This window comes from Sphingopyxis sp. (assembly GCF_035250425.1).
Classification (GTDB): Bacteria; Pseudomonadota; Alphaproteobacteria; order Sphingomonadales; family Sphingomonadaceae; genus Sphingopyxis.
Map to the genome: position 1 here is coordinate 13,036 of NZ_DATFFD010000309.1, position 20,688 is coordinate 33,723.

General features: G+C 64.5%; 22 protein-coding genes. 10 read left to right on the plus strand and 12 right to left on the minus strand.

The annotated features are described in order from the left end of the window. Window positions 1-133 precede the first annotated feature (133 nt). Window positions 134-1,366 carry a tyrosine-type recombinase/integrase gene (locus VJ811_RS18985; protein ID WP_324075301.1) on the plus strand — a complete coding sequence of 411 codons (1,233 nt, stop codon included), beginning with the start codon at window positions 134-136 and terminating at the stop codon, window positions 1,364-1,366. Here the strand turns inward: VJ811_RS18985 and VJ811_RS18990 are convergent. The 3 genes from VJ811_RS18990 to VJ811_RS19000 form a co-directional block, all read right to left on the minus strand. Next, window positions 1,363-1,677, minus strand: a complete 315-nt coding sequence (locus tag VJ811_RS18990) for a hypothetical protein (protein ID WP_324075303.1) — start codon at window positions 1,675-1,677, stop codon at window positions 1,363-1,365. The genes VJ811_RS18985 and VJ811_RS18990 overlap by 4 nt on opposite strands. Window positions 1,678-1,745: 68 nt before the next feature. Next, entirely contained in the window at window positions 1,746-2,957 is a 1,212-nt protein-coding gene (locus VJ811_RS18995; protein ID WP_324075305.1) for a type II toxin-antitoxin system HipA family toxin, read from the minus strand. Continuing rightward, window positions 2,954-3,553, minus strand: coding sequence for a helix-turn-helix transcriptional regulator (locus tag VJ811_RS19000; protein ID WP_324075308.1), 600 nt, complete (start codon window positions 3,551-3,553; stop codon window positions 2,954-2,956). Before VJ811_RS19000 ends, VJ811_RS18995 begins: the two co-directional genes overlap by 4 nt. Before the next feature lie 205 nt (window positions 3,554-3,758). Here VJ811_RS19000 and VJ811_RS19005 point away from each other — a divergent pair, with 205 nt between their 5' ends. From VJ811_RS19005 to VJ811_RS19020, 4 genes are all read left to right on the plus strand, one after another. After that, complete coding sequence (locus tag VJ811_RS19005; protein WP_324075310.1) at window positions 3,759-4,217, plus strand: phage integrase central domain-containing protein; 459 nt, start codon at window positions 3,759-3,761, stop codon at window positions 4,215-4,217. Window positions 4,218-4,428: 211 nt separating this feature from the next. Continuing rightward, window positions 4,429-4,566: a benenodin family lasso peptide gene (locus tag VJ811_RS19010; protein WP_324075312.1), complete on the plus strand. Its 138-nt coding sequence runs from the start codon at window positions 4,429-4,431 to the stop codon at window positions 4,564-4,566. A gap of 48 nt (window positions 4,567-4,614) precedes the next feature. Continuing rightward, window positions 4,615-5,271 carry a lasso peptide biosynthesis B2 protein gene (locus VJ811_RS19015; protein ID WP_324075314.1) on the plus strand — a complete coding sequence of 219 codons (657 nt, stop codon included), beginning with the start codon at window positions 4,615-4,617 and terminating at the stop codon, window positions 5,269-5,271. Continuing rightward, window positions 5,268-7,031 carry an asparagine synthase-related protein gene (locus VJ811_RS19020; RefSeq protein ID WP_324075316.1) on the plus strand — a complete coding sequence of 588 codons (1,764 nt, stop codon included), beginning with the start codon at window positions 5,268-5,270 and terminating at the stop codon, window positions 7,029-7,031. The genes VJ811_RS19015 and VJ811_RS19020 overlap by 4 nt, the downstream gene beginning before the upstream one ends. Here the strand turns inward: VJ811_RS19020 and VJ811_RS19025 are convergent. The 8 genes from VJ811_RS19025 to VJ811_RS19060 form a co-directional block, all read right to left on the minus strand. Then, entirely contained in the window at window positions 6,999-9,119 is a 2,121-nt protein-coding gene (locus VJ811_RS19025) for an Atxe2 family lasso peptide isopeptidase (RefSeq protein WP_324075318.1), read from the minus strand. The two genes, VJ811_RS19020 and VJ811_RS19025, sit on opposite strands and share 33 nt — an antisense overlap. After that, complete coding sequence (locus tag VJ811_RS19030; protein WP_324075320.1) at window positions 9,113-11,470, minus strand: TonB-dependent receptor; 2,358 nt, start codon at window positions 11,468-11,470, stop codon at window positions 9,113-9,115. Before VJ811_RS19030 ends, VJ811_RS19025 begins: the two co-directional genes overlap by 7 nt. Window positions 11,471-12,076: 606 nt before the next feature. After that, window positions 12,077-12,685 (minus strand): GntR family transcriptional regulator, encoded by a 609-nt coding sequence (locus VJ811_RS19035; protein WP_324075322.1) that lies wholly within the window; start codon window positions 12,683-12,685, stop codon window positions 12,077-12,079. Then, the gene (locus tag VJ811_RS19040) at window positions 12,682-13,539 is read right to left on the minus strand and encodes a phytanoyl-CoA dioxygenase family protein (RefSeq protein WP_324075325.1); all 858 of its coding nucleotides are present in this window, start codon (window positions 13,537-13,539) and stop codon (window positions 12,682-12,684) included. Before VJ811_RS19040 ends, VJ811_RS19035 begins: the two co-directional genes overlap by 4 nt. A gap of 20 nt (window positions 13,540-13,559) precedes the next feature. Continuing rightward, window positions 13,560-14,183 carry an acyl-homoserine-lactone synthase gene (locus VJ811_RS19045; protein ID WP_324075326.1) on the minus strand — a complete coding sequence of 208 codons (624 nt, stop codon included), beginning with the start codon at window positions 14,181-14,183 and terminating at the stop codon, window positions 13,560-13,562. Between the two features lie 104 nt (window positions 14,184-14,287). Then, window positions 14,288-15,034, minus strand: coding sequence for a LuxR family transcriptional regulator (locus VJ811_RS19050; RefSeq protein ID WP_324075327.1), 747 nt, complete (start codon window positions 15,032-15,034; stop codon window positions 14,288-14,290). A 304-nt stretch (window positions 15,035-15,338) separates the two neighbouring features. Then, complete coding sequence (locus VJ811_RS19055) at window positions 15,339-16,196, minus strand: JAB domain-containing protein (RefSeq protein ID WP_324075329.1); 858 nt, start codon at window positions 16,194-16,196, stop codon at window positions 15,339-15,341. Between the two features lie 104 nt (window positions 16,197-16,300). After that, a complete protein-coding gene (locus VJ811_RS19060) occupies window positions 16,301-16,774 on the minus strand; it encodes a hypothetical protein (protein WP_324075331.1) in 474 nt (157 codons plus the stop codon). A 97-nt stretch (window positions 16,775-16,871) separates the two neighbouring features. On the opposite strand from VJ811_RS19060, the gene VJ811_RS19065 reads away from it, so the two are divergent. Beyond that, window positions 16,872-17,141, plus strand: a complete 270-nt coding sequence (locus VJ811_RS19065) for a hypothetical protein (protein WP_324075333.1) — start codon at window positions 16,872-16,874, stop codon at window positions 17,139-17,141. Window positions 17,142-17,212: 71 nt separating this feature from the next. Here VJ811_RS19065 and VJ811_RS19070 read toward each other — a convergent pair whose 3' ends face one another. After that, window positions 17,213-17,713, minus strand: a complete 501-nt coding sequence (locus tag VJ811_RS19070; protein WP_324075335.1) for a sigma factor-like helix-turn-helix DNA-binding protein — start codon at window positions 17,711-17,713, stop codon at window positions 17,213-17,215. A gap of 279 nt (window positions 17,714-17,992) precedes the next feature. Between VJ811_RS19070 and VJ811_RS19075 the strand changes: the two genes are divergently transcribed. From VJ811_RS19075 to VJ811_RS19435, 4 genes are all read left to right on the plus strand, one after another. Then, window positions 17,993-18,760 carry a LuxR family transcriptional regulator gene (locus VJ811_RS19075; RefSeq protein WP_324075337.1) on the plus strand — a complete coding sequence of 256 codons (768 nt, stop codon included), beginning with the start codon at window positions 17,993-17,995 and terminating at the stop codon, window positions 18,758-18,760. A 117-nt stretch (window positions 18,761-18,877) separates the two neighbouring features. Beyond that, on the plus strand, window positions 18,878-19,093 hold the full coding sequence (locus VJ811_RS19080; RefSeq protein ID WP_324075339.1) for a DNA-binding protein: 216 nt from the start codon (window positions 18,878-18,880) through the stop codon (window positions 19,091-19,093). After that, window positions 19,086-19,649 carry a S26 family signal peptidase gene (locus tag VJ811_RS19085; RefSeq protein ID WP_324075341.1) on the plus strand — a complete coding sequence of 188 codons (564 nt, stop codon included), beginning with the start codon at window positions 19,086-19,088 and terminating at the stop codon, window positions 19,647-19,649. The genes VJ811_RS19080 and VJ811_RS19085 overlap by 8 nt, the downstream gene beginning before the upstream one ends. After that, window positions 19,637-20,278 carry a lytic transglycosylase domain-containing protein gene (locus VJ811_RS19435; protein WP_414711979.1) on the plus strand — a complete coding sequence of 214 codons (642 nt, stop codon included), beginning with the start codon at window positions 19,637-19,639 and terminating at the stop codon, window positions 20,276-20,278. The genes VJ811_RS19085 and VJ811_RS19435 overlap by 13 nt, the downstream gene beginning before the upstream one ends. Window positions 20,279-20,688 lie beyond the last annotated feature (410 nt).

Genomic DNA, 20,688 nt, shown 5'->3' on the forward strand with positions numbered 1-20,688 from the left:
CCAATTCGTCCCAGCTGGCCCCCTTGCAGCCCAAGCCTGTTTTTGTCATTTTTGGGGTAGGAAATCGGGTCCTACCCCAGTTTTTCGGGGTAGGGAATTCGAGCCGGTTTCACTCATGTGTGGAGACAGGTTCATGCTCACCAATATTGCGTTGAAGGCGCTGAAGCCGGAGGCGAAGCGATACAAGAAGGCCGACGGCGGCGGCCTCTTCATTTTCGTCGAGGCCAATGGGTCGAAGCTGTGGCGTTTCGCCTATCGCCATGCCGGCAAAGCCAAGCTCCTTTCGGGTGGGCGCTATCCCCAGACCACGCTCGCCGACGCCCGGGCCTGGCGCGACAAGATGAAACATCAACTCGCCCTTGGTCTCGACCCGTCCAAGGAGCGGCAAAAAGAAGCGGCTGCCGCTGTCGTTGCACAGGGTAGCACCTTCGAAGAGGTCGCGCGTGAATGGCTGGAGGCGCGCATGCTCTCCTGGGTCCCCAAATATGGCTCGCGGATTGTGAGCCGCCTCGAGAACGACGTGTTTCCCGTCATTGGCGAGAAGGACATCGCCACGATCACCCCGCGCGATATGCTCGACATCTTCCGCTCCATCCAGGCGCGGGGATCGTTCGAGACGGCACACCGGATCAAGAATTACTGCAGCGAGGTCTTTCGCTACGCCATTCCCGACGGACGCTGCGAGAGCGACCCCTGCCGCGACCTCAGCCCGGCGATGGCGAAGAAAAAGCCGGTCAGGCACCACTCGAAGGTGGCGGCCAAGGATCTCCCGGACTTCTTCGTGAAGTTCAACGCCGACACCGGCGAGCGTCTCAGTCATCTGGCGCTGCGCTGGACCATCATGACCATGGTGCGCACCCAGGAAACGCGTTTCGCCGAATTCGAAGAATTCGAGGATATGGATGGCGACAGCGCGATGTGGCGCATCTCGCCCGAGCGGATGAAGATGCGGAGCGAGCATCTGGTGCCGCTGCCCCGGCAAGCGATCTCGCTCTATCATGAGATCCGGGAGCTCAACGTCTATCGTGCCGCCGGCAACAGGCGGCTCGGCCGTTATCTCTTCCCGGTCCCGATCTCAAAATCGCTCGTGATCAGCGAGAACCGGATGCTCGATATCATGTACCGCATGGGCCTTCGCGGGAAAGCGACCGTGCACGGGTTCCGGTCGCTCGCGAGCACAGTGCTCAACGAAAGCGGCCTGTTCGAGCCCGACTGGATCGAGATGCAACTCGCGCACCAGCCCCAGGGCGTACGCGCGGCTTATAATTCAGCCCGTTATCTGGCACATCGACGCCCAATGATGCAGTGGTGGGCCGATTATCTCGACGAGGCCGAGGCAAGGGGCATGTCGGACCGCAGCCTTTAGAGGGCCGGCGGCTCGGGCGGCTCGACCCAGTCGAGGTTCGTGATGCCGCTGGCCACTTCCTTGCCCTCGCGCGTCATCTCGATCACCCTTGTCGTCTCGATACGCTGCGATCGCGTCAGGCCCTCATCGTCGAGGCGATCGAACATCGTCTCCAGTTTTCGCGCCGGTACGGCAAGGCCAACATGGATCAGCCAACGATAGAGGAGCTTGTCGTTGGTCGTGCCTTGTTCGTCGAGGATCGTGAGGATCTCGCGATATTGGAGCCGCTCGCGGATGGCGTCGAATTCGGCGGGGCGGTTCGATCCGTGCATAGGCCGTCCTACCGCGCGCCGCCGTCGTCGCCAAGGCAGTCGAGGATCGGCCCGGGGAAGTCCGGGCGTCAGATAGCGAGGCGCCCGCGGTGCCGCTCGATCGCTTCGATCACGTCGGGCGTGAAGAGCAACTGGTCCTTCTCCTGATGCCATATGGCATCGAAATGCTCGGCCGTTGCCTTCGCGGTGCGAACGATGAGCGCCGCCGGGAGCCGCGCCCTGCCGGCGATCGCCTCGAGCTCGTCGTAAGTGAAGCTCTCCCAGGCGCGCGAGCGATGGAATTTGAGCGCAGCCTCCTCGTCCGATGTATAGGGCAGCGTCGAGAGCAGATCGTAGGCTGGCGCAAGGATTGGACGGCGCCGGTCGGGATAGATCAGCGACCAGTTTTTGAGGTGCATGTCGCCATTGCCGATCAGCACCGAATAGGTGAGCCGGCGAATGAACTGGACGGCGCTTTCCTCGTCGCTCTCGATCGCGAGCACAGCGAGGATGCTGCGATAGCTGGCATTCTCATATTTATCGTCGGCGTAGACGCCGAAGACCTGCGCGAAATCCTCGATGTGCACCGGGCCATCGAGGCTGCGGTCGAAGCGCCGGATCGCGAAAGCCGTGGCCCCGTAGCGGTGGATGCCGTCGGGAAGGCCCGCGATGCTGTCGATCGCGACGAGGTCGACGTCGGGAACGTCGATGCCGAGGCGGCGTGCGAGCATCATGGCGGCATATTCATTCTCGGGGACGTGCGGAAAGCGCGCCGAAGGCAGTTTGATGATCCAGTCGCCGCCGGTGCCGGTCACCGGAATGGTGAGGCCGCCGCCGCGCCCCTGGTTCTTCACCGCCGAGAATTTGAGCTGCACGCCGGCGAGCGAGAAGCGGAGCGCATGCCTGGCGGCAGCCGCGATACCTTCCTCATTGGGATCGCCCGGGGCATCCCAACCCTCGACCGGCACCGCTGTGACCGCGCCCGGAAGATCGGCGCCCAGTTGCGCAAGAAGGAGATATTCGCGGAGGCTTTTGACGCCGGCGCGCCGCGCGAGATAGTCGCGGAGCGTTCCCTCGGGAAGGAGGTTCGAGAAGAAGGGCTCGATACGTGTCTGATAGGCGCGCGGCTGGTCGATGAGCGCGCCAAGGGTGTCGCGATAGGCGAGCGAGAGCGTCGCGCGTTCAGGATCGGCGGCATAGGCCGCGTCGAACGAGAAGATGCTCCTGTCGCCGTCGAGCCGCGCGATCGTACCTATCCGCGTGCCGTGGAGGAGAATGTCGAGGGCGGCGGCATCGATCATGCGTCATCCTCGTCGTCGAGACGGTGCGCGGGACGCTGGGGAGCGGGGAGGGCCGGCTGATGCGCGGCTTCGTTGCGCAGCGAGCGCAGGGCGGCGGTGGTGCTGCTGAGATAGGGTGCCAGCGTCCCGGGATGCCCGAGCGCGTCGAGCGTCTTGCGGAGCTCGCGGGAGGGGCGCAGGATTTCGTTCAGCGCCTTCCACAGCGGCGGGGTGTAGGAGAGATATTTGAGGTTGCGGACCGCGGTCTCGAACTTCTCGGTTTCGGCAAGCTCGGGGAATTTCTGCTCGATCCTATTGGCAAGCTCAAGCTGTTCGTCGAGCGCGGCGATCGCACGGCTGGTTTCGTCCGCGCTGCCGAGTGCCCTCACGCTGCTTTCGATCGCGGGGAGCGCGCGGCGCGGGACGAGCGTCACTTCAAGGTCGAGCGCGCGCGCAATTTCGGTCAAACTCGACAGCTTGATGTCGACGCCGCCCTTTTCGATCTTTGAAATATGGCTCTGCGGGATGCCGACCCGTGCGCCGAGTTCGGCTTGCGTCAGTCCGCGCGCGCGTCGGGCCCGTTTGAAAGTCTCGGCAAGGGTGAGATGGTCGTTCATTATATCTTCTAACATATGATCATGTCAAAGAATATGCTTGGATATATGAAATATGTGCATATGGCAAGGGATATATGCTAGGGCATATGGATAGCTGAAAATATATTCTGAGATATATTATTTTTGGCATGCCGCCCTTTCCCGCATTGGAAGGTTCGGCTTGCAAATGGGCCGAAAAGAGCCGGGGAGAATTTTCGAGCCGCCATTGGAGTGGCTGCAGGAAGCCGCTGCCGCGCCCGCAGCGGACGGCAACAGCTTCGTGGAGATCGCCCGCGAATGGCTGGTCGCGCGTCAGCTAGCCCGGGCTCCCAAATATGCCGCGCATATCATCCGCCGTCTCGAGGCAGACGTCTTCCCGGTCGTCGGCGAAAAGGACATCCGCGAAATCAAGCCACGCGACCTGCTCGACATCTTCCAGGCGATCCAGGCGCACATTTCCCTCGAAATGGCGCACCGGATCAAGAATACTGCAGCGAAGTCTTTCGCTACGCCAGTCCCGACGGGCGCTGCGACAGCACGTATGCGCGGGTTGTTCTATTCGGCGTCGTCGATGCCGCACGATGCGCGGGAGCGGCCGCGTCCGAAGATCGACCCACCAACGGGTCCAGTTTCGGTTGCGGTAGTTCGATTACGTCATCACATTAAAACAGCACCTTTGCAGTAAAGGGAGCGTGACCGGGTTCTGACGCGGATGTCCAGGCCTATCGCTAAAGGCGCCAGTACGCGCTCCGGAAGCGTGTTTTCTCAGCCCGGTCACCTTTTTCGGGTATAGGCGACCGAGAAAATAAACTGTTTATAAAATGGAACGCCCTTCTGCCTCGGCATAACTTTTCCTCGCGACTCATTCCGGTCGCAGATTGGAAAGGAAACATGCCATGCAGAATGTCCATGATCGCGACGACGACCTCATCGAGCTGGGCGTCGCCTCGGAAGAAACCAAGGGGCAGGGGCGGATCGATCAGGATCCGGGCGGCACCCTGCTGAAGTTCGTCTCGGGCATCGCCGAGGACTGAGGGGATCGGGCGCGCGTTCACCAGCGCGCGCCCGTTCTTCGCTTCGACATGGGCTTTGCGCTTCGTCCCGGCCTCCATTTTTGCGAGGCGGCTTCAGCCTTCATCTTTCTCGACCTGAAGAAGGACCGCTATTTTCGTCTTCCGGCCCGGTTGGAGGATCATTTCCGCAATCTGGTCGACAACCCCCTTTCTGCCGGGTCGACGGCACCGCCGCTGATCGAAGCGGGCCTGCTGCGCCCGGCGATTTTCAGACAGAGCCTTTCCCGCCCGCGGCTCGTCGCCTGCACGTCCGGTCTCGACGCGCTCGGCGCAGGAGGGCCGGGCGGTTTCGAGGTGGCACGGGCCCTCGTGTCGGACATCGGCGTGTCGCAGCAATTGCGACTGGGGCGGCTGGCGGCGCTCATTGCATCGTATGAAAACGCGAAAGTCGGGCGGACCTTGGCGACTCCGTTAACGGATGACGGGCCCGCTCGCGTCGTACGGGCCTATGAAAGGGCCAGGCTCTTCCGGGCGTCGGCAAACCGCTGTCTGTCGCGTTCGCTCGCGATGGCGCGCCGGCTTGCCGGCCTGCGATGCGATGCCCTGCTCGTTATCGGCGTTCGCGCCCAGCCCTTTGCCGCGCACGCCTGGGTGCAGTCGGGTGACATCGTGCTGAACGAGACGCCTGATGAAGTCGCGCGCTACACGCCGATCTTTTTCGCATGACCGCGTTCCGCTATCTGCTCGCACTTCCCCGGCGCCCCGGAAACGGCGGCAAGCCGATTTCGCTGGTCGGCAGTCCAGAACTGACGCGCGCGGACGCCCCCGCGCTCTGGTGCAGCGACACATCGTGGCTGATCTGGGCGCAAGATCGCCGCACGGTCGTCATCGGGCAGCTGTTCGACCGCAGCGGATCCCGTTCGGTTGCCGCGATAGCGGATAACGTTGCGACGCGGCTGTCGACATCGCCCGCGAGTCTCGTCGAGGATTTTTGGGGCTCTTATCTGGCGCTCGTCGCCGGGGCGGACGGCTGCCGAATATTGCGCGATCCAACGGGAAGCATGCCCTGCTACCTCCGCCAGTTCGGGGACAACATCTTCCTCGCTTCGGACGTTGCCACGCTCGAGGCTGCCCGATTGGGCGGAGGCACGGTCGACTGGGGTCGTCTGTCCGAATTTCTGCAGGCGCCGGGGATCCGGCGGCGCGCGACCTGTGTCGAAGGCATTGAAGAACTGCCGCCCGGCGTCCTGACATGCTTCGGCAGCGAAGGGCGATCGGAGCGGCGCCTCTGGACGCCTTGGACCTTCACGGGCGCAGCGTGCCGGATATCCTCGGATCAAGCCGTTGCTGCGCTTCGCGACAGCATCTGCGCGAGCATCGCCGCCATCGCAGGCGGATTCGACAATATCGTCGTGGGCATGTCGGGCGGCCTCGATTCCTCGGTCGTCTGCGCTGCGCTTGCCGCCGGGGGACGGCGCTTCACGGCGCTGACAATGTATACCGGCGACCCGAGCGGCGACGAGCGCGCCTATGCGCGCCTGGTCGCGACAAGAACCAACGCGGAATTGCTCGAGCATCGGTACGAGGTCGAGCAGATCGATCTGTCCAAGTCGGGATCGAAGCACTTGCCGCGCCCTGTCAGCCGGCATTTCATGCAGGAGATCGAGCGCGCTTATCGCGCGGAGGTGGGGGCGCACGGCTTCGATGCCATCTTCACCGGTAACGGTGGAGACAATGTTTTTTGCTACCTGCATTCCGCCGCGCCCATCGTCGACCGGTTGCGCAGTGCGCGCGAGCGCCGCGGGTTTGCCCACACCTTTGTCGATATGTGCCGGGTCACACAATGCGATCTCGCGACGATGGTGCGCGCGACCTTGTCCTTGCTCGTTCGGCGGTCGCCACGGGGACCGAGCCCCGACATGCGTCTGATCGATGCCGATCGGCAGGGGACGGAGTGGTCTCCGCTACTCACGCCCTGGCTCGAGGACCTCGCCGGTTGCCAGGACAGAACCGCCCGCATCCCGGGCAAATGCGCCCACGTCGACTTGATTGTGCGAATCCAGAATCATGTCGAGGGATATGATCGAGGAGTCCTTCCTCCCGCCATTCCGGTCCTGCTCGCACAGCCGATCGTCGAAACCTGCCTGCGTATCCCGACGTGGGACTGGTGCCGCGGCGGGGTCAATCGCGCGATCGCGCGCGAGGCGTTCAGCACCGCGCTTCCCGCGGCTGTCATCGCTCGGCGTTCCAAATCCGGACCCGAAAGCCTGACCGCGGAGGTCTTCGAGCTCGGGCGGCCGGTCCTCCGCGAGCTCCTTCTGGGTGGCGCGCTGCGCGACAACCGGATCATCGATGCGGCCGCCGTGGAGGCGGCGCTCGATGATCCGGCGGTTACGCGCGGCCAGCTGCTGTACCGGCTGCTCGAAGTCGCCGAGGCCGAAGCCTGGGCGCGCTCATGGGATGGGCGCGGTTCTGCCGACGCATGATGCCATGGTCGGCGCGCCCGGCATCGCGAGCCATCGTTCATATTGCGACGCCTTTTCCGCGCCGCAATCGCGCTCCCCTTTCAGCCAGAAGGCGAACCAGTCGACGACGCGGTCGTACATGGCAAGCCGATGCTGCGGCTGGAATTTGACATGCGGCTCATTGTCGAAAACGTGCAACTCCATCACCTTGCCGAGGCGCCGGAAGGCTGCGAGCACGTCGAGGCCCAGAAGATATTCGCCGCTCTGGACCAGGATGGGCGCGTCGATCCGTTCGGCATTCTGCATCAGCGAGAGGGGCGCCCAATAATCTTCTTTCTCATAGGAATAGAGCGGCTGACCCATCTCGAGCGTAAAGGTCTCATAATCGATCCCGCCGTTCATCGCGATCGCGACCTTGTCCTCGCAGCATATGCCGAGCGCGGCGACTTTGAACAGCCGGCTGTTGATGAGCGCCCATTGGGTCGCGGCCGTGCCTTCGCTGAAGCCGCTTATGCCGAGCCTGTCGGGATCGATCCGGCCAGTTGCCACGGCTCTCGCTATGGCGGTCTCGATCGCGGACTGAACGTTCCGGCGGTCGAACCAGTTGCGGCGGACGATCTGTCGATATTCCAGTTCCGTCTTTGCTTCCTCTGTTCCCGGCGCGCCGAACGGCCGCTCAAAGCTCAAGACGGCAATGCCGCGCCCGGCAAGGACATGGACCGGCACCTCGTCGCCGGTCCCGCCGCGCAGGAAGCCCTCGCTATTATATTGCACGAGGACGAGCGGATGTCTGTCGCCTGGTTTCGAGTCTGGTGGCAGGACAAGGTCGGCGAAGGCCTCGGTCCCGAACGCGGTCTTGTAGCGCAGGCGGCGCACCTCGCCGAGCTGCAGGTTGGCAAATTGCGGATTGGGATCGAAGATCACCCGCTCCTTGCCGTCGACGAGATCGATCGCGACGATGCGGCGGGGCCTCTTCGATCCCTCGCGCGCGCAAATCAGGTCGCCCCCGTGCAATTCGCATCCGACCAGCACGTCCTCGGTCGACAGCAGCTCGCGCGGACGCGGCTCGCCCATTCGCCACCGAAGGACCGACGTGGCCGATTTCGCCCAGCCTTGGCGCGCGAGGAAGTAGATCGTCGCGCCATCGTCAGACCATCCCAGCCTGCGGATGGTCGAACAAATATCGTCGTCGCAAACGCTGCTGGTGCCGTCACGCCATCTGACGACGAGTCTTTTGGGACTGAGGAGCTTGTCCGGCGACTTGGCTTCGGTCCAGGCTTGGCCGCCGGACTTGCCGGCAGCAAAAAGGCCCGCCCCTGCCGGTTTGCCCGGATCTGCTTCGGGATCCACCCGCGCGATCTCGTCCGGACGGGCAGGGCGGCGCTCCCCGGTGCGGACATCGACATGGAAATATTCCATCGGAAATGTCCCCCGAACCTGCGGCCGGTTGGACACGAACGGGGCGATACGTCCGTCGTAGAGCCATCCCTTGCGGCCTTCGGCGTCGATCCTGGCCTTTTCGGCCGCGATCGCCGGACGCCCGGCCACGATGAAACCCGCGCCGTCGGAGCTCCAGGTGAAATTTTCGGGCCGGAAGTCGAGTTTAGTGGCCTGGACCGCCGGACCGCCCGAAGCCGCTGTGGTCCAGATCTGGACGTCGCCGCCGACCTGCTTTGCATAGGCCAGCGCCCGCCCGTCGGAAGACCAGCGCGGCGAAATCACATCGGCGACGCCCGATTCGACCGCGGCGAATTTTCGGACCGGGGTGAGCATGCGGATAAATTCGCCGCCGCGGTCGAGCTCGCGCACCGCGCCCGCATCGGTCAACGATGCGACCAGCAGTCGCTGGCAATAGCTGTTCGTTTCCGGGTTCGCGCGGCGCACGACGAAGGCGATCGAGCGACCGTCGGGCGAAACGCCGAACGGGGAATTCGCGACGTCGTGCGGGCTTGCCTGGCCGATGTCGGCGATGGTGGCGAGGTCGCGCACGCCAACCGGTCGCCCGGCCTCGCCCTGCGGGCTATCGTCGGCAAACGCGGCGCAGGGATCCGAAGCAAGGGGAGCCTGCGCCGCGAGCGCCGCGGACATGGTGACAGCGAGCACTACCATGTCCGCGAAACCTTCAGCCCAAGGAAGCGGCCGATCGGAGAATAGTTGGTCGAGTCATAGGGTGTGTCGCTCGACCCGTTGGTGCCGATGGCCGGCGGCCGGTCGTTGAACAGATTGTTGACGACGAGGGTGAGGTCGAAGGCCGGCGGGCGGCCGGGCGCGGTGCCGACGGCGATCTGCGCGGTGAGGTCGAGCGTGACCGCCGACGGCAAGATCGTCGGGGTCGCGAACCGCCGGTCGGCGAGCTTGCCGGTATAATTGCCGAACGCCGAGATCGTGTAGCCCGAGCCTTGCCACGACACGCCAGCTCGGCCGCGCCAGTGCGGCGGGTTGAAAACCGTTCCCGCAAGCTGGCTGTCCGGCAGCGTGTCGACCAGCCGCTGTTCGCTTTTAAGATAGGTCAGCGATCCGCTGAGATCGAGACGCCGGTCGCTATCGATTTCGAAGCGGTACGAGGCACCGAGGTCGACGCCTTCGATATCCTGACGCGCGATGTTGCGGTTGCGATTGTCGACGAGCGCCGCGACCGCCGCTGGATCATAGGCTTCGTCGGTAAAATTGGTGAGGCCGGACAGCGAGCCTTCGATGAGATTTGTGAGCAGATCTGCCGCCGGATCGCGGTCGATCAGCGTGGCATAGCCGGGGTCGCTGAACGCCGAGGCGATCGAACCGGGAACCGGCTGGGCGACGCGGTCGCGATAGCGGACGTTGAAATAGCTGGCCCAGAGCCGAAGCGCCGGCGTCGGCTCGAAGCTGACGCCCGCCGACCAGCTTCGTGCGCGTTCGGGCCGCAGCGACGGATTGCCGCCGCTCGCGTACAATATCGTGCCCGAGGGCGCGGCGCCATAGGCGCTCGCCGGTAGGAGATAGGTCTCGTAACCGACATATTGTTGGTAGAGCGTCGGGGCTTTGAACGATCGACCCCACGACGCTTTGATCGCAATAGTGTGGACGGGTTCGTACACCAGCCCGAGCTTCGGCGTCGTGACGCGGCCCATGCCGGGATAATCTTCGTAACGGAGGGCCGCGGTGACTGTCAGCCGGTTGACGAGCGCGAGCTGCTGCGCCGGGCCGACGAGCGGGATATTCGCTTCGCCGAAGATAAAATGGCTGTCGCGGTTGACGTCGAAGGCCGAGGTCAACCTCCCGTCACGGACCTGTGAATAGCGCAGCTTGTTCGAGCGATACCCGCCGCCGAGCCCGACGCGGACATCGCCGCCGGGAAGCGCGAACAGCGATCCGTCGAACAGGATTTCGGCGTTAATCGCGCTGTTGCAGAAGCAGCCGGTCGTCAAGGTGCGCGGCCCGGCGGTCGGCTCGAACGCGCTATGATAGCGACTGTCGCTCTTGCCATAAACGATCGATGCGCGCGCCATCCAGTCGCCGCCGAGTTCGACCGCGAGTTCGGGCGCGATACTGAAACTCCGCGCGGTCGGCGAGAAGATCAGGCGCTGCCACCCGGCGGCAGTGGTGTTGCCGCCGATCGTCCGCGAGCGACGGTCGCTGAAGACGATGTCGACATCGAATTCGACGCCCGTGCCGAGCGTCTGGCGACCGCTCAATAGGGCGCTGTGCTGGCGGATGGCGGGATAGAGATTATTGCCTTGCGGCAAGGATCCGGCGAAGTCGCGCTGCCGGGCCGTGATCGCGCCGTTGTTTGCGAACTGATACGCCAGCATGAGATGACCGTTCGACCATCCGGTGCCGGCAACCGCGTCCGCACCCTGCTGGAAAATGCCGCCCGAAGAGGCGGCGCCCAGGCGCGCCGTCGTCGTGATGCCTTCGAAGTCGCGGCGCAGGATGATGTTGGCGACGCCCGCGACGGCATCCGAGCCATATTGGGCGGAGGCGCCATCCGGGACGATTTCGAGCCGTTCGACCGCCGCGACCGGAATCGCCGAGATGTCGATCCCGGCGAAAGCGCCGCCATAGGGCAGGCGGTGCCCGTCGAGCAGGGTGAGCGTCGCGTCGGGGCCAAGGCCGCGAAGGTTGAGCTGTGACGAGGAATCGAGATTGCCGTTGGCGAGACCGCCGCCGGTTCCGATCCCGGGATTCTGGCCGCCGCTGAAATTTAGCGGAATGCTGCGGGCTACCTCGCCGAGGTCATTCTGACCCGCCTTTTCGATCGTGTCGCGGCCGACGGTGATGACCGGGGAGGCAATCTGGGCGCCGCGAATATGCGAGCCGGTCACGACGATGGGCTCGTCGCCGGCGTCCTCCGACGATTCTTGCCTCGGCTGATCGGACCTGTAACCGGGCTCGGACGACTGGATGGCGGCATGCGCCGGCATGGCGGACAGGGCGCTGCTGCCAAGGAACGCCAGCGCGGCACGGCTTCTCGAAATCGTCATAAGGTCTCCCCCTCTGTCTGGGCCGCGCTTTCGGCGCACGGCCTTCGGGGAGGGAAGATGCGTCCTGCGAGATTACCTTAGTTGGGGCGGAAAATTTTTTGAGCGAAGGTGACGGCAACGTCAGCCGGTGCAAATCCGGACGATCAAACACCGCAATCCCGCCGATCCGGCTTGCTGGCGCGCGCTGCAGAGAAATCCGTCGGTCGGCGCCGGCGTCGGTTCGAGGATGATCGGCGATGCGGCCCTGCGACGGTCACCGGTGCCGACTGTTGAGACGGCCAGGGAAATTCCGGCAGCCGTTCGTTGTCCGTCGTGCAAGCGGCGAGCTGCCGGGGCGATGCCGAGCTCAGTACGGAGGCGGCGATGACATGGCCTTGCGGTCGCCAATCATAGCGAGGCGTTTCCGCGCCTGGGCCTGCGTCGCGCCGGGAAGGGGGCGGTCAGGGATGCGATCCATCCCAGGTTGGCTCCGCAGGGGAACGGTGACGACCCCGGCGCTTGCGTCATCTTGGCTCGACTTTGTTTCGTTTTCTGGTCGCGGGCGCTGGTTCGCCGGTCAAGGCAGGAGCCTCCCCCTGCTTCGCGTGCCGAGAGCCACGCGCGATTTCAGGATTTCGCCCGTTCGGCAAGCCGACGCGCATAAGTGGCCGCTTCACGCGCGCGGCGCTCATGATAACGAAGCACGATGCCCCGCGCTGAACCGTCTGGATACATCTCGCCGACGAGTGCGGCGCCGAGCACTTCATGCTCGGTCGCCACCTCTTCCAATATATCGGCGTCCAGGCGGCGCGCTGCGTGAAGCCGATCGTTCAACGCCGCGATCGCCGCGGCGATCTCGGCATTGCCGGAGCGTCGTGCGACAGCCGCAAACAGCACCGCAGCGGGATCGGCATCGTCCGCAAACGCCGGATTCGTCTCTTCCCCTTGCCCACGAGCGGTTGCAATCGCGGCGAGAAGCAGAATGAGGTTAAGCTCGAGCATGTCGCGGAGTTCGGTTTCGGTGAGCCGATGGACATGGAAACCCTCGCCGTGCGTAAAGTCGACTATCCTCTCACCCGCCAGCCGATAGAGGCTGTCGCGCACCGGGGTGACACTGACGCCGAGCGTTTCCGCGATACGTGTGGAATCGAGGCGCGCGCCGCCGGCCCATTCGCCGTTCATCACACGCCGCTTGATTGCCTCGTAGGTCGGCTCGATGACATGCGCGGGGCTCATCGCGCGCGCCGCTCGGCAGCGGCGAAGGCGGCCACCGCCGACGCCTGGTCAGGGCGAAGCGCATCGATCGCGCCCAAATGGCGGGGCACATGGTCTCCGAGCAGCACCGAGGGGCACCTGCCTTCGTAATTACCGAGGTTGGGCCGGTGCTGCGCATAGCCGGCAAGGGCTGCGAGCTCGGGGTCGAAGGTCCGGGCCACCTCGGGCGGGTAGGCGAGCCAGGGATTTTCATAGGGCTTGAGCCAGCCGAGACTGTAGCCGATTACGAGGCCGCGTCTGACGTCCGCGCTGAGATTCGATCCCGCGCCATGCGCGGTCGAACCGAGAAAGCAAATCGCTGATCCAGGTTCGCACGCGGCGACGACCGGGGGGGCCAGATCGGCTTTCGCCATTCCCGCGACTCCGTGGCTGTTCGGGTAAATGTGCGTTGCGCCATTGTCCGCGGTGAACGGCGTCAGCGGCCAGATGACATTGACGAGAAATTCCTGCTCGCCCTTGGCGCAGGGCCACATGTCATGATCGCGATGCGGAAACTGTCGGACTTCGCCGGGGTGGATTTCGATGGCCTGCGCGACGTTGAGCTGGATGCGGTCGCAGCCGCCGCCGAGAATATACTGGACGGCGAGCAGGATGACCGGATCTTGTACCAGATAGCGGACGCGCGGCGACCGCTTGAGCAAGCCTCCGATCCGCTTCGTTCTGTTGCCGTAGAACGGCCCTTGGCAAAAGGGCGTTTGATCGAACAGCGGACCGAGTTCGTCGCCGAGGCTGGTCAGGAACTTCGGGGGTCTGCAGTTTTTGATGATGGCGTAGCCCTTGGCCCAAAGCTCCAGAACAAGTTTTGCCGCAGCCATGTCCGGTGAGAGATCGCGTTTCAATGGGCCGTCTCCCCGCTCTCATAGTCGACAAGGCCGAGAGGGACATAGGTTCCGGCACGTTCCAGGCCGGCTTTGGTATCGGCGTCGATCCGGATGCGAAGCGCGACAAGCTTTGAGGCGCCTTCGTCGGTCGCATGACCCAGCGGTCGGCAAGACCAGCCGAAGCGCATGATCTTCTGGAACCAGTTCCACTCGGCAACGCCGGTGTAATCGCTGATATCGTGGCGCAGCGCATAATCGGCGAGCGCCGTGACCAATTCATTGCGCGCGCCGCGGCGTTCGGACGCGGTCTGGCGGGGGTCGATGCAAAAACGGCTGATCTCCCAGACCGACGGGCCGCGCGGAACCGCTTCGTCGCACAACCAGGAATAGAGATTGCCGAGAAGATGCGGTCCGGTGGTTGGAAGGAGGCGCGCCGAGGCGCGATGTTCGCCGGTGTCGTCGAGCAGGATGAGATATTCGGCGTCGGGCGTATCGAACTGGTCTATCTCGTACATGTCCTCGAGCACCGACAGGTCCCATTGCAACATGTCGACGAAGACCCGTTTTCGGGCCACGAACATCGCGCGCATCGCCGCATTCCCGGGCGCCTGCTGCGCCCGCGTGAGCTGATCGGTCATGATTTTTCCTCGCTTGGTGAGAGGCGGAATCAGACCATGTGCGGCGGATTTCGGCGATACCAAGAAATGGGGATGGTTTGCGCCTCGCCATCCCCGGTTATCCGTCAGTCGTGCCACCAGTCGTAAATGTCCGAAAAGCCGATGAGGCCGTCGAACAGCGCGCAAAGGATCAGCATCTGGCGGCAATGGACGTCGTAGCGGTCGCGCGCGACCTTGAGATGCTGAATGACGGTTTCCTCGCTGATGCCGAGGATCGCGGCCGTTTCGCCCGCCGTTTTCCCGCGCGCGATCCACAGCACGCATTCGCGCTGCCGCTCGCTGAGTCTTGGCCGATCTGTCGGTCTCGGCGCACCGATCAGGCTCCGCGCGGTGGTCAGGGCGACGGCGCCGATGATCTCGGCGGCATGGAACATGCCGCCCGGCATCTGCTTTTGGGGACCGACCGCGAACGAACAGGCCCCGCTCGCTTCGCCGGGGAGATGCCGCGGGACCGTAAAGCCGTCGCTCACCCCATGTTCGCGGCCGATCTCGAGCATCCTGCGATCGCCTCTGGTCAGTGGAATATAATGGTCGAGCACGTGCCAGCCGAAACCGGTCATCGATCGCTCGGCGGCGCGCCGGACCGGGTCGATGCCGCCCAGGTCGAGTTTGACATATAGCCGGGCCCAGGGCTCCGGATAGTCGTGGATCAGGAGCGAGGCCGGCCCGCTGGCGCCGCGGCGGTCGTAGGCCAGCGCAAAATGATCGAAGCCGAGCCGTGAGGCGGCGCTCGACAAGGCGCCGTAAAGTTGGATCTCGGTCGCCGATGAAGCGATACCGGACGCAAGCTTTTGTATCAGTCGGTTATGCATGGTGTGGATCGTCGGCCGCCGACGGGTTCCGGACCCTTCGCCCGGCAGCCGCTCCTCAATGGCGCTTTTCCGGGTTCCTCTCCCGGTCCGGCCTCGCTGAACGATCGCGCGATTGGTCCTGTCATCTCAAGGCCGGCTCTTGCCGCTACCGTTTCGCCAGATGACAACCGGCGCCCAAATGGTAACCGATGAAGCCCGGCGATTGAAGGGGCCGCCAGGAAAAATCGATCCCGAAACTGGTTCTAATTCAGCTGTTTGGACCAATTCCTATAATAGCCGGACCATCCCCGGGGTGCGCGGGCTTTTACTCGTCGTGCGCGACGAAATAGGCTGTCAGACGGTGCGCGATGTCTGCCGACAGGCTGACGAAATGGCGTCGTCCATCGTCGGGATCGGGCGCGCGCACTATGAGCCCTGCGTCGACCAGCCGCTGGACCAGGCGCTGCGCACTGCTCGATGACAGTCCGGAACCGATGCCAAGCGCTCCCGTCGGGACCGCCGCGCCTTCGCAATGCGCGATGAAGAGTTCCACGAGCATATCCCACGCCGGATCGCCGAACAGCCTGTCGACATCCAGCAACTGTCGGCGCAGCAGGAGGCGTCGGACCGATCGCCGCGCGTTCGCAAGTGCGCCCGCCAAAGCGGCGCCGAGGATGGTATCGGCGCCGTCACCGCGCGGCACGTCGTCCCTCGCGGAGCGCAGGCCAAAGGACTGTCCTATTTTGTCGCCGGATGAGCCGCTCGGTTGCACGATGCTTCGATGCGATGTCGCCGTGACCACAATGTGGTCCACGACGGCGATATCGAGCGATCGCGCCATTGCGGCGAGCCGTTCGGTGACCGAGAGATCGGCCGAGCTCGGGGTCGGATCGCCGCTCGGGTGATTGTGCACGAGGATGACGGCTTCCGCATCGAGCTCGATCGCGCGGCGCAGGATGATCCGCGGATAGAGCACGACCTGATCGATCGTTCCCCGCTGCATCTGCTCGTCGGCGATCAATCTGTGCCGCGCGTCCAAAAACAGAATGCGCAGCGTCTCGTCGGGGAGGCCGCCCATCGAAATCTTCAGATAATCCGTCAGCCTGCGGCTCGACGCGCTGATCCGCCTGTCATGCAGATCACGGCGCATCGCCTCGCGCATCGTGTCGCGCGACGCGAGCAACAGCGGGATGATCGCACTGTCGCGGCCCACGACCCGTGCGATTGCGTCCGGACTTTGCGATAGCAGGCGAGCGAGACTTCGAAACTCGGCAATGAGCCGCGCCGCTACGATCTCGGCGTTGCCCGGTTCGACGCACGCCACCAGACGTGCCAGGACGGATCGCTGCCCCGACGCTGCAAGCGCCGCTGGTGACGCCAGGTTGCGAGGATGAGCAGGGGTGGCACCAACCAAGACGCCGCCACCTGCATCGTGAGATAGGCCGCCGGATGCAGCGTCATGTCGAGCACCCGGCTCATGTGCGCCATCAGCGGAAGGATATGGAGGACGGCCGCGATCATCGGCCAGAAGCGATGCGCACAGAGCGCGAGCGTTGCGGTAGCGGCTACGCCAGAAACATCGATCGCGAGATGTCCCACGTCGAGCGTCGCAAACTCCACCGGAATATATCGGTGCAGGATCCCGTCCGCGCCCACCAGGCCCAGCGCAATTGCGGCCATCGCGCGTTCGGGACCGCCACCCCGCCAGGCGGCGAACCCAAGCGCAGCCAGCAAGAAAGCCAGAAACAAGGCGGTTCGCATCAGGACTTTTTTCCACGCTGGCTGCTCCGGGGTCAATATGGCTCTATGCAACGCTCCGAAGCGGGAGCCCCGCCGACGGGGCTGCCTCGGGACAATCGTGAAGATCGTAACCCGCGGTTTCCGTGCCTATGCGCGCGAGCTCGCCATGAACCCGCAAAACGTCCCCGCTGACGCCGACGAGCGCGAGCTGTGCCTTTGCGAGGCGCTGGATCGTCGCCTGGCCCGCTACGGCAGGAATGTTGTCGATGTCGCGCCGCGCGGTCACGATTGTCGTCATGAGCGAGGATACGGCGAGCAGCGCGTCGTCGATCCGAAATTCGGTGGCGGGTACGTCGCGCTGAAGGCGGGCGGCCGTGCTTGCGATTGAACTGGACATAGCTTCTCCTTTCCGGGACCGGCAGACGGAACCCCGATACTGGTTTCGGTTTGTGGAAGGGGTCAGCCGGAGATCAACCGCGTCAGGACGTCGCCGATCACCAGGCCGGCAAGAACGAGAAACACTGTCAGGACCAATATGACAGCGGTTATCGTACCTCGCGTCGTCGGAGGGTGGTCGGGCCTCCAAAAATCCCCGAACGGCTGTGCGAGGAACGAGGCGCGTTCTTCGGGCGCTGTCGTCCTCGCTGGGTCACCGTTCGCGAAGTCGGATGACACAAGCTTGCGGCCTTGGGGAACCTGCATCGGATCATATATGATTTGATCATATATCGCCTTGAGCCGGGCATAGCGCAAAGCGGCATCGCCGCGATCGCTAGCGCCGAGGATGACCCGCGCCGCCGCGATGCGCTGGTCGACCGTCGGCTTCGAAATGTCCAGTATCCGCGCAATCTGTTTGGACGTCCGATGCTCGAGAAGCAGGTCGAGGCAGGCGCGATGCTTCTCGGTCAGTCGCGCCCAGCGCTCGGCGCCCTCAGCAAGAAGATCATGCGAATCGAGCATGTTGACACTCTTGGCAAAAAGACGCCCGTGGCAAGGATCATGAGCTGCCGGCGGTGCGGCTGGAGCGGAATCGGGCTCGGCACGCTTCCCAAAAATTCCGCCATTCGCACCCCTTTTCTTGGGATGGCGGAGGCGGCTCTTCTGGTTGAGACCTGTCGGTCGTCATTCCAGAGGAGGGCAGATGCAGGTCGCGCGCGAACTAGGCTGCCGAATAGGGGCCCGGCGTAGCGGGCGCAGCGTTTCGGTCTATGCCTCGGGGCACCCTCCCGGCGATGGTGCGTGCGATCTTCGCCCGTTTCCCTCGTGCCGATCGAGCGGCTGATCGAGCAACACCGCAAATCGGTTCGCGCCGCGCGGCGCGACCGCGATGTCCTGACCGATACCGTCGATGCTGTAGGCGAACTCGGGTTCGACCGCGTGGCGCTCGTTCAGATGGTCTGGTTCGTTCGCCAGGAGCCTTCTTATTTCTGCCTCGACAATTACGGCGAATGGCACGACATCTTCATCGCGCGTCATTATTATCGCCGCGACCCGGTTCACCTCGCCTCGCTGCGAACGAACCGATGTTTCGCGTGGAGCGAACTCGGCTCGATCCTCGGGCGAAGCCGCGTTCATCGGCCGATCCTGGACGAGGCCGCGCGCCACGGACTACGCCGGGGTATCACCGTTCCCATAGGCGTTGCCGGCGAGCCGCCTGGCAGCGGATCGCTCGCCACCCAGGCCTCCGAGCTTCCTCCAGGCGATTATTGCCGCGCGGCCGCATGGATCGTCGACGAAGCGTTTGCTGAAGTGCGCCGCATCTACGGCTATCCCGCCCCCGCCGAAGACGGTCCACCGCCCCTCAGTCCGCGCCGCCTCGAATGCCTTCGCCTCGCGGCCCTGGGGCACAGCGACGCCGAGATTGCACAGCGCATGGGCGTCGCGCTCTCGACCGTTCTCACGCATATGAAATATCTGCGCCACACTTACGGCGTCCGCAGTCGCACGCAGCTGGCGCGGATCGCGCAGCGGCATGGGCTGATCGGCGTCGACGAGAATATTCCCTAGAATTGGGGATGCCCAGCATCCCGCATTGCTGGTCGACTTGGTGCTCAACAAGCCGGGAGTCGACCATGGAACATCCTATCGCACATCATTGCCGCCGCGCCGCGCGACGGAATGCCGATGGCGGGATTTACCGCCATGGCTGATATCCGTCCCTTCATGAACACCCACGCCGCCGCCGCCTATCTCTGCATCGGCTGGCGGAAACTCAGAAGGCTGCGGGTCAGTGGGAAGGGACCGTCCTTTCGCAGGCACGGCCGTCTTATCGTCTATTGCGTGGAGGACCTCGACGCGTGGTCGCGGACTATGATCGTAGAGGGGCAACGCGATGCGTGAGAACTGTCACGCCGCGCTTTTCCGCGTTCCGGCGCGGCGACGCTTGGCGGTTCTTCGCCGGAAGCCTTGTCTGGCTGTCGCGGCGGTGGGCGTCGTCGCCGCGGCCGTTGCATCGCTTCTAGCCCCGCCGGCGCCTTTACTGATCTGGAATGTATCGCGCAGCGCCCCCGTCGGTCTCTATGTCGTGGGCGGCGCGCGGCCGCCCAAGCGAGGCGATCTGGTTGCAGCCACGCTGGCGCCGCGCTGGCGCCTCTTGGGCAGCGCTCGCCGTTACATCCCCGCCAATGTGCCGCTGATCAAGCGTGTAGCGGCAGCGGCGGGCGACCGCGTCTGCGCGGCCGGTGCCGATATCGCGATCAACGGGCAGAGCGCCGCGCGCCGCCTCGAATTTGACGGGGCGGGAAGGCCGATGCCGCACTGGTCGGGCTGCATCGTTCTCGGACGCGGCGAATATCTGTTGCTGATGCCAGGTGCTGCGTCGTTCGACGGGCGATACTTCGGGCCGACCGCTGCAAGCGACATCATCGGCACGGTGTATTTGCTATGGGCGCACTGAGAACCCTCGCCCTGACTGCGGCGGCGGGCGCGGTAGCGGCAACGACATCGACACCGCTCGCGCTCGCAGCGGCTGCGCCCGCGCCGACGAGCCCGACGCCCGCCACGACGAATTCGGCATGGCCTTGGCGTTCGCACATCGATGAAGCCTCAAGGCGATTTGGCGTCCCGGTGTCATGGATCGAACGCGTCATGATCGCCGAAAGCGGCGGGCGCACGATATGGAACGGTCGCCCGATCGTAAGTCATGCCGGCGCGATGGGGCTCATGCAGCTCATGCCCGGGACCTGGGCCGAGATGCGAAGCCGTCTCCGGCTCGGCCACGATCCGCATGCCCCGCGTGACAATATCCTCGCCGGGACATTCTACCTCCGCTTGATGTACGATCGCTTCGGTTATCCCGGACTCTTCGGCGCCTATAATGCCGGTCCCGCACGCTACGCTGCCTATCTGCGCGGGAGGCAACCATTGCCCCCAGAGACGCGGCACTATCTCGGCAAGGTCGCCGGAGCTACGGCGCCCGCAGCGAAGGGGCGTGGCGGCGGGCGGGAGGCGCTGCCCGGACGCCGAGGCACGGTTAATTCCGAGGGCGGCGATATCGACCGCAACCTCTTCTTCATTCGCCGCTAGGCGGTCCTCGCTCCTCTCGATGTGGACCGGATGTGCCGCGCGGTCCCACGCTTCGCGGGACCGGAAAATGAGCGCGCCTGAAATTGGGCGTGCACTGGCGGCGGAGACCGCCGCCAGAGGCCGCGCGTTTTTCTGAAAGGCGCGCAGGCGCTCTTGGCTCGCTTTCTTGGCGCGGCGGCGGCTAGGCCCAGGCCCGCGACACACGCCGCCGGGCCCGCGGCTCGCCAAGGGCGCTGCCCTCTTGGCGCGTTCCGGTCCTCCCGGACCGGGCGCCGGTCCAGGCCGTCGATGGTGACGGTGCGAGGCTCGCTTCGCATAGCGCACGAGACGTCGATCGGGATCGCGTGGGCGATTGCGCTTCGGGAAGCGAGAGTCGGCGAGCGCAAAGCTAGCGGCGACAGGGGCGCCCG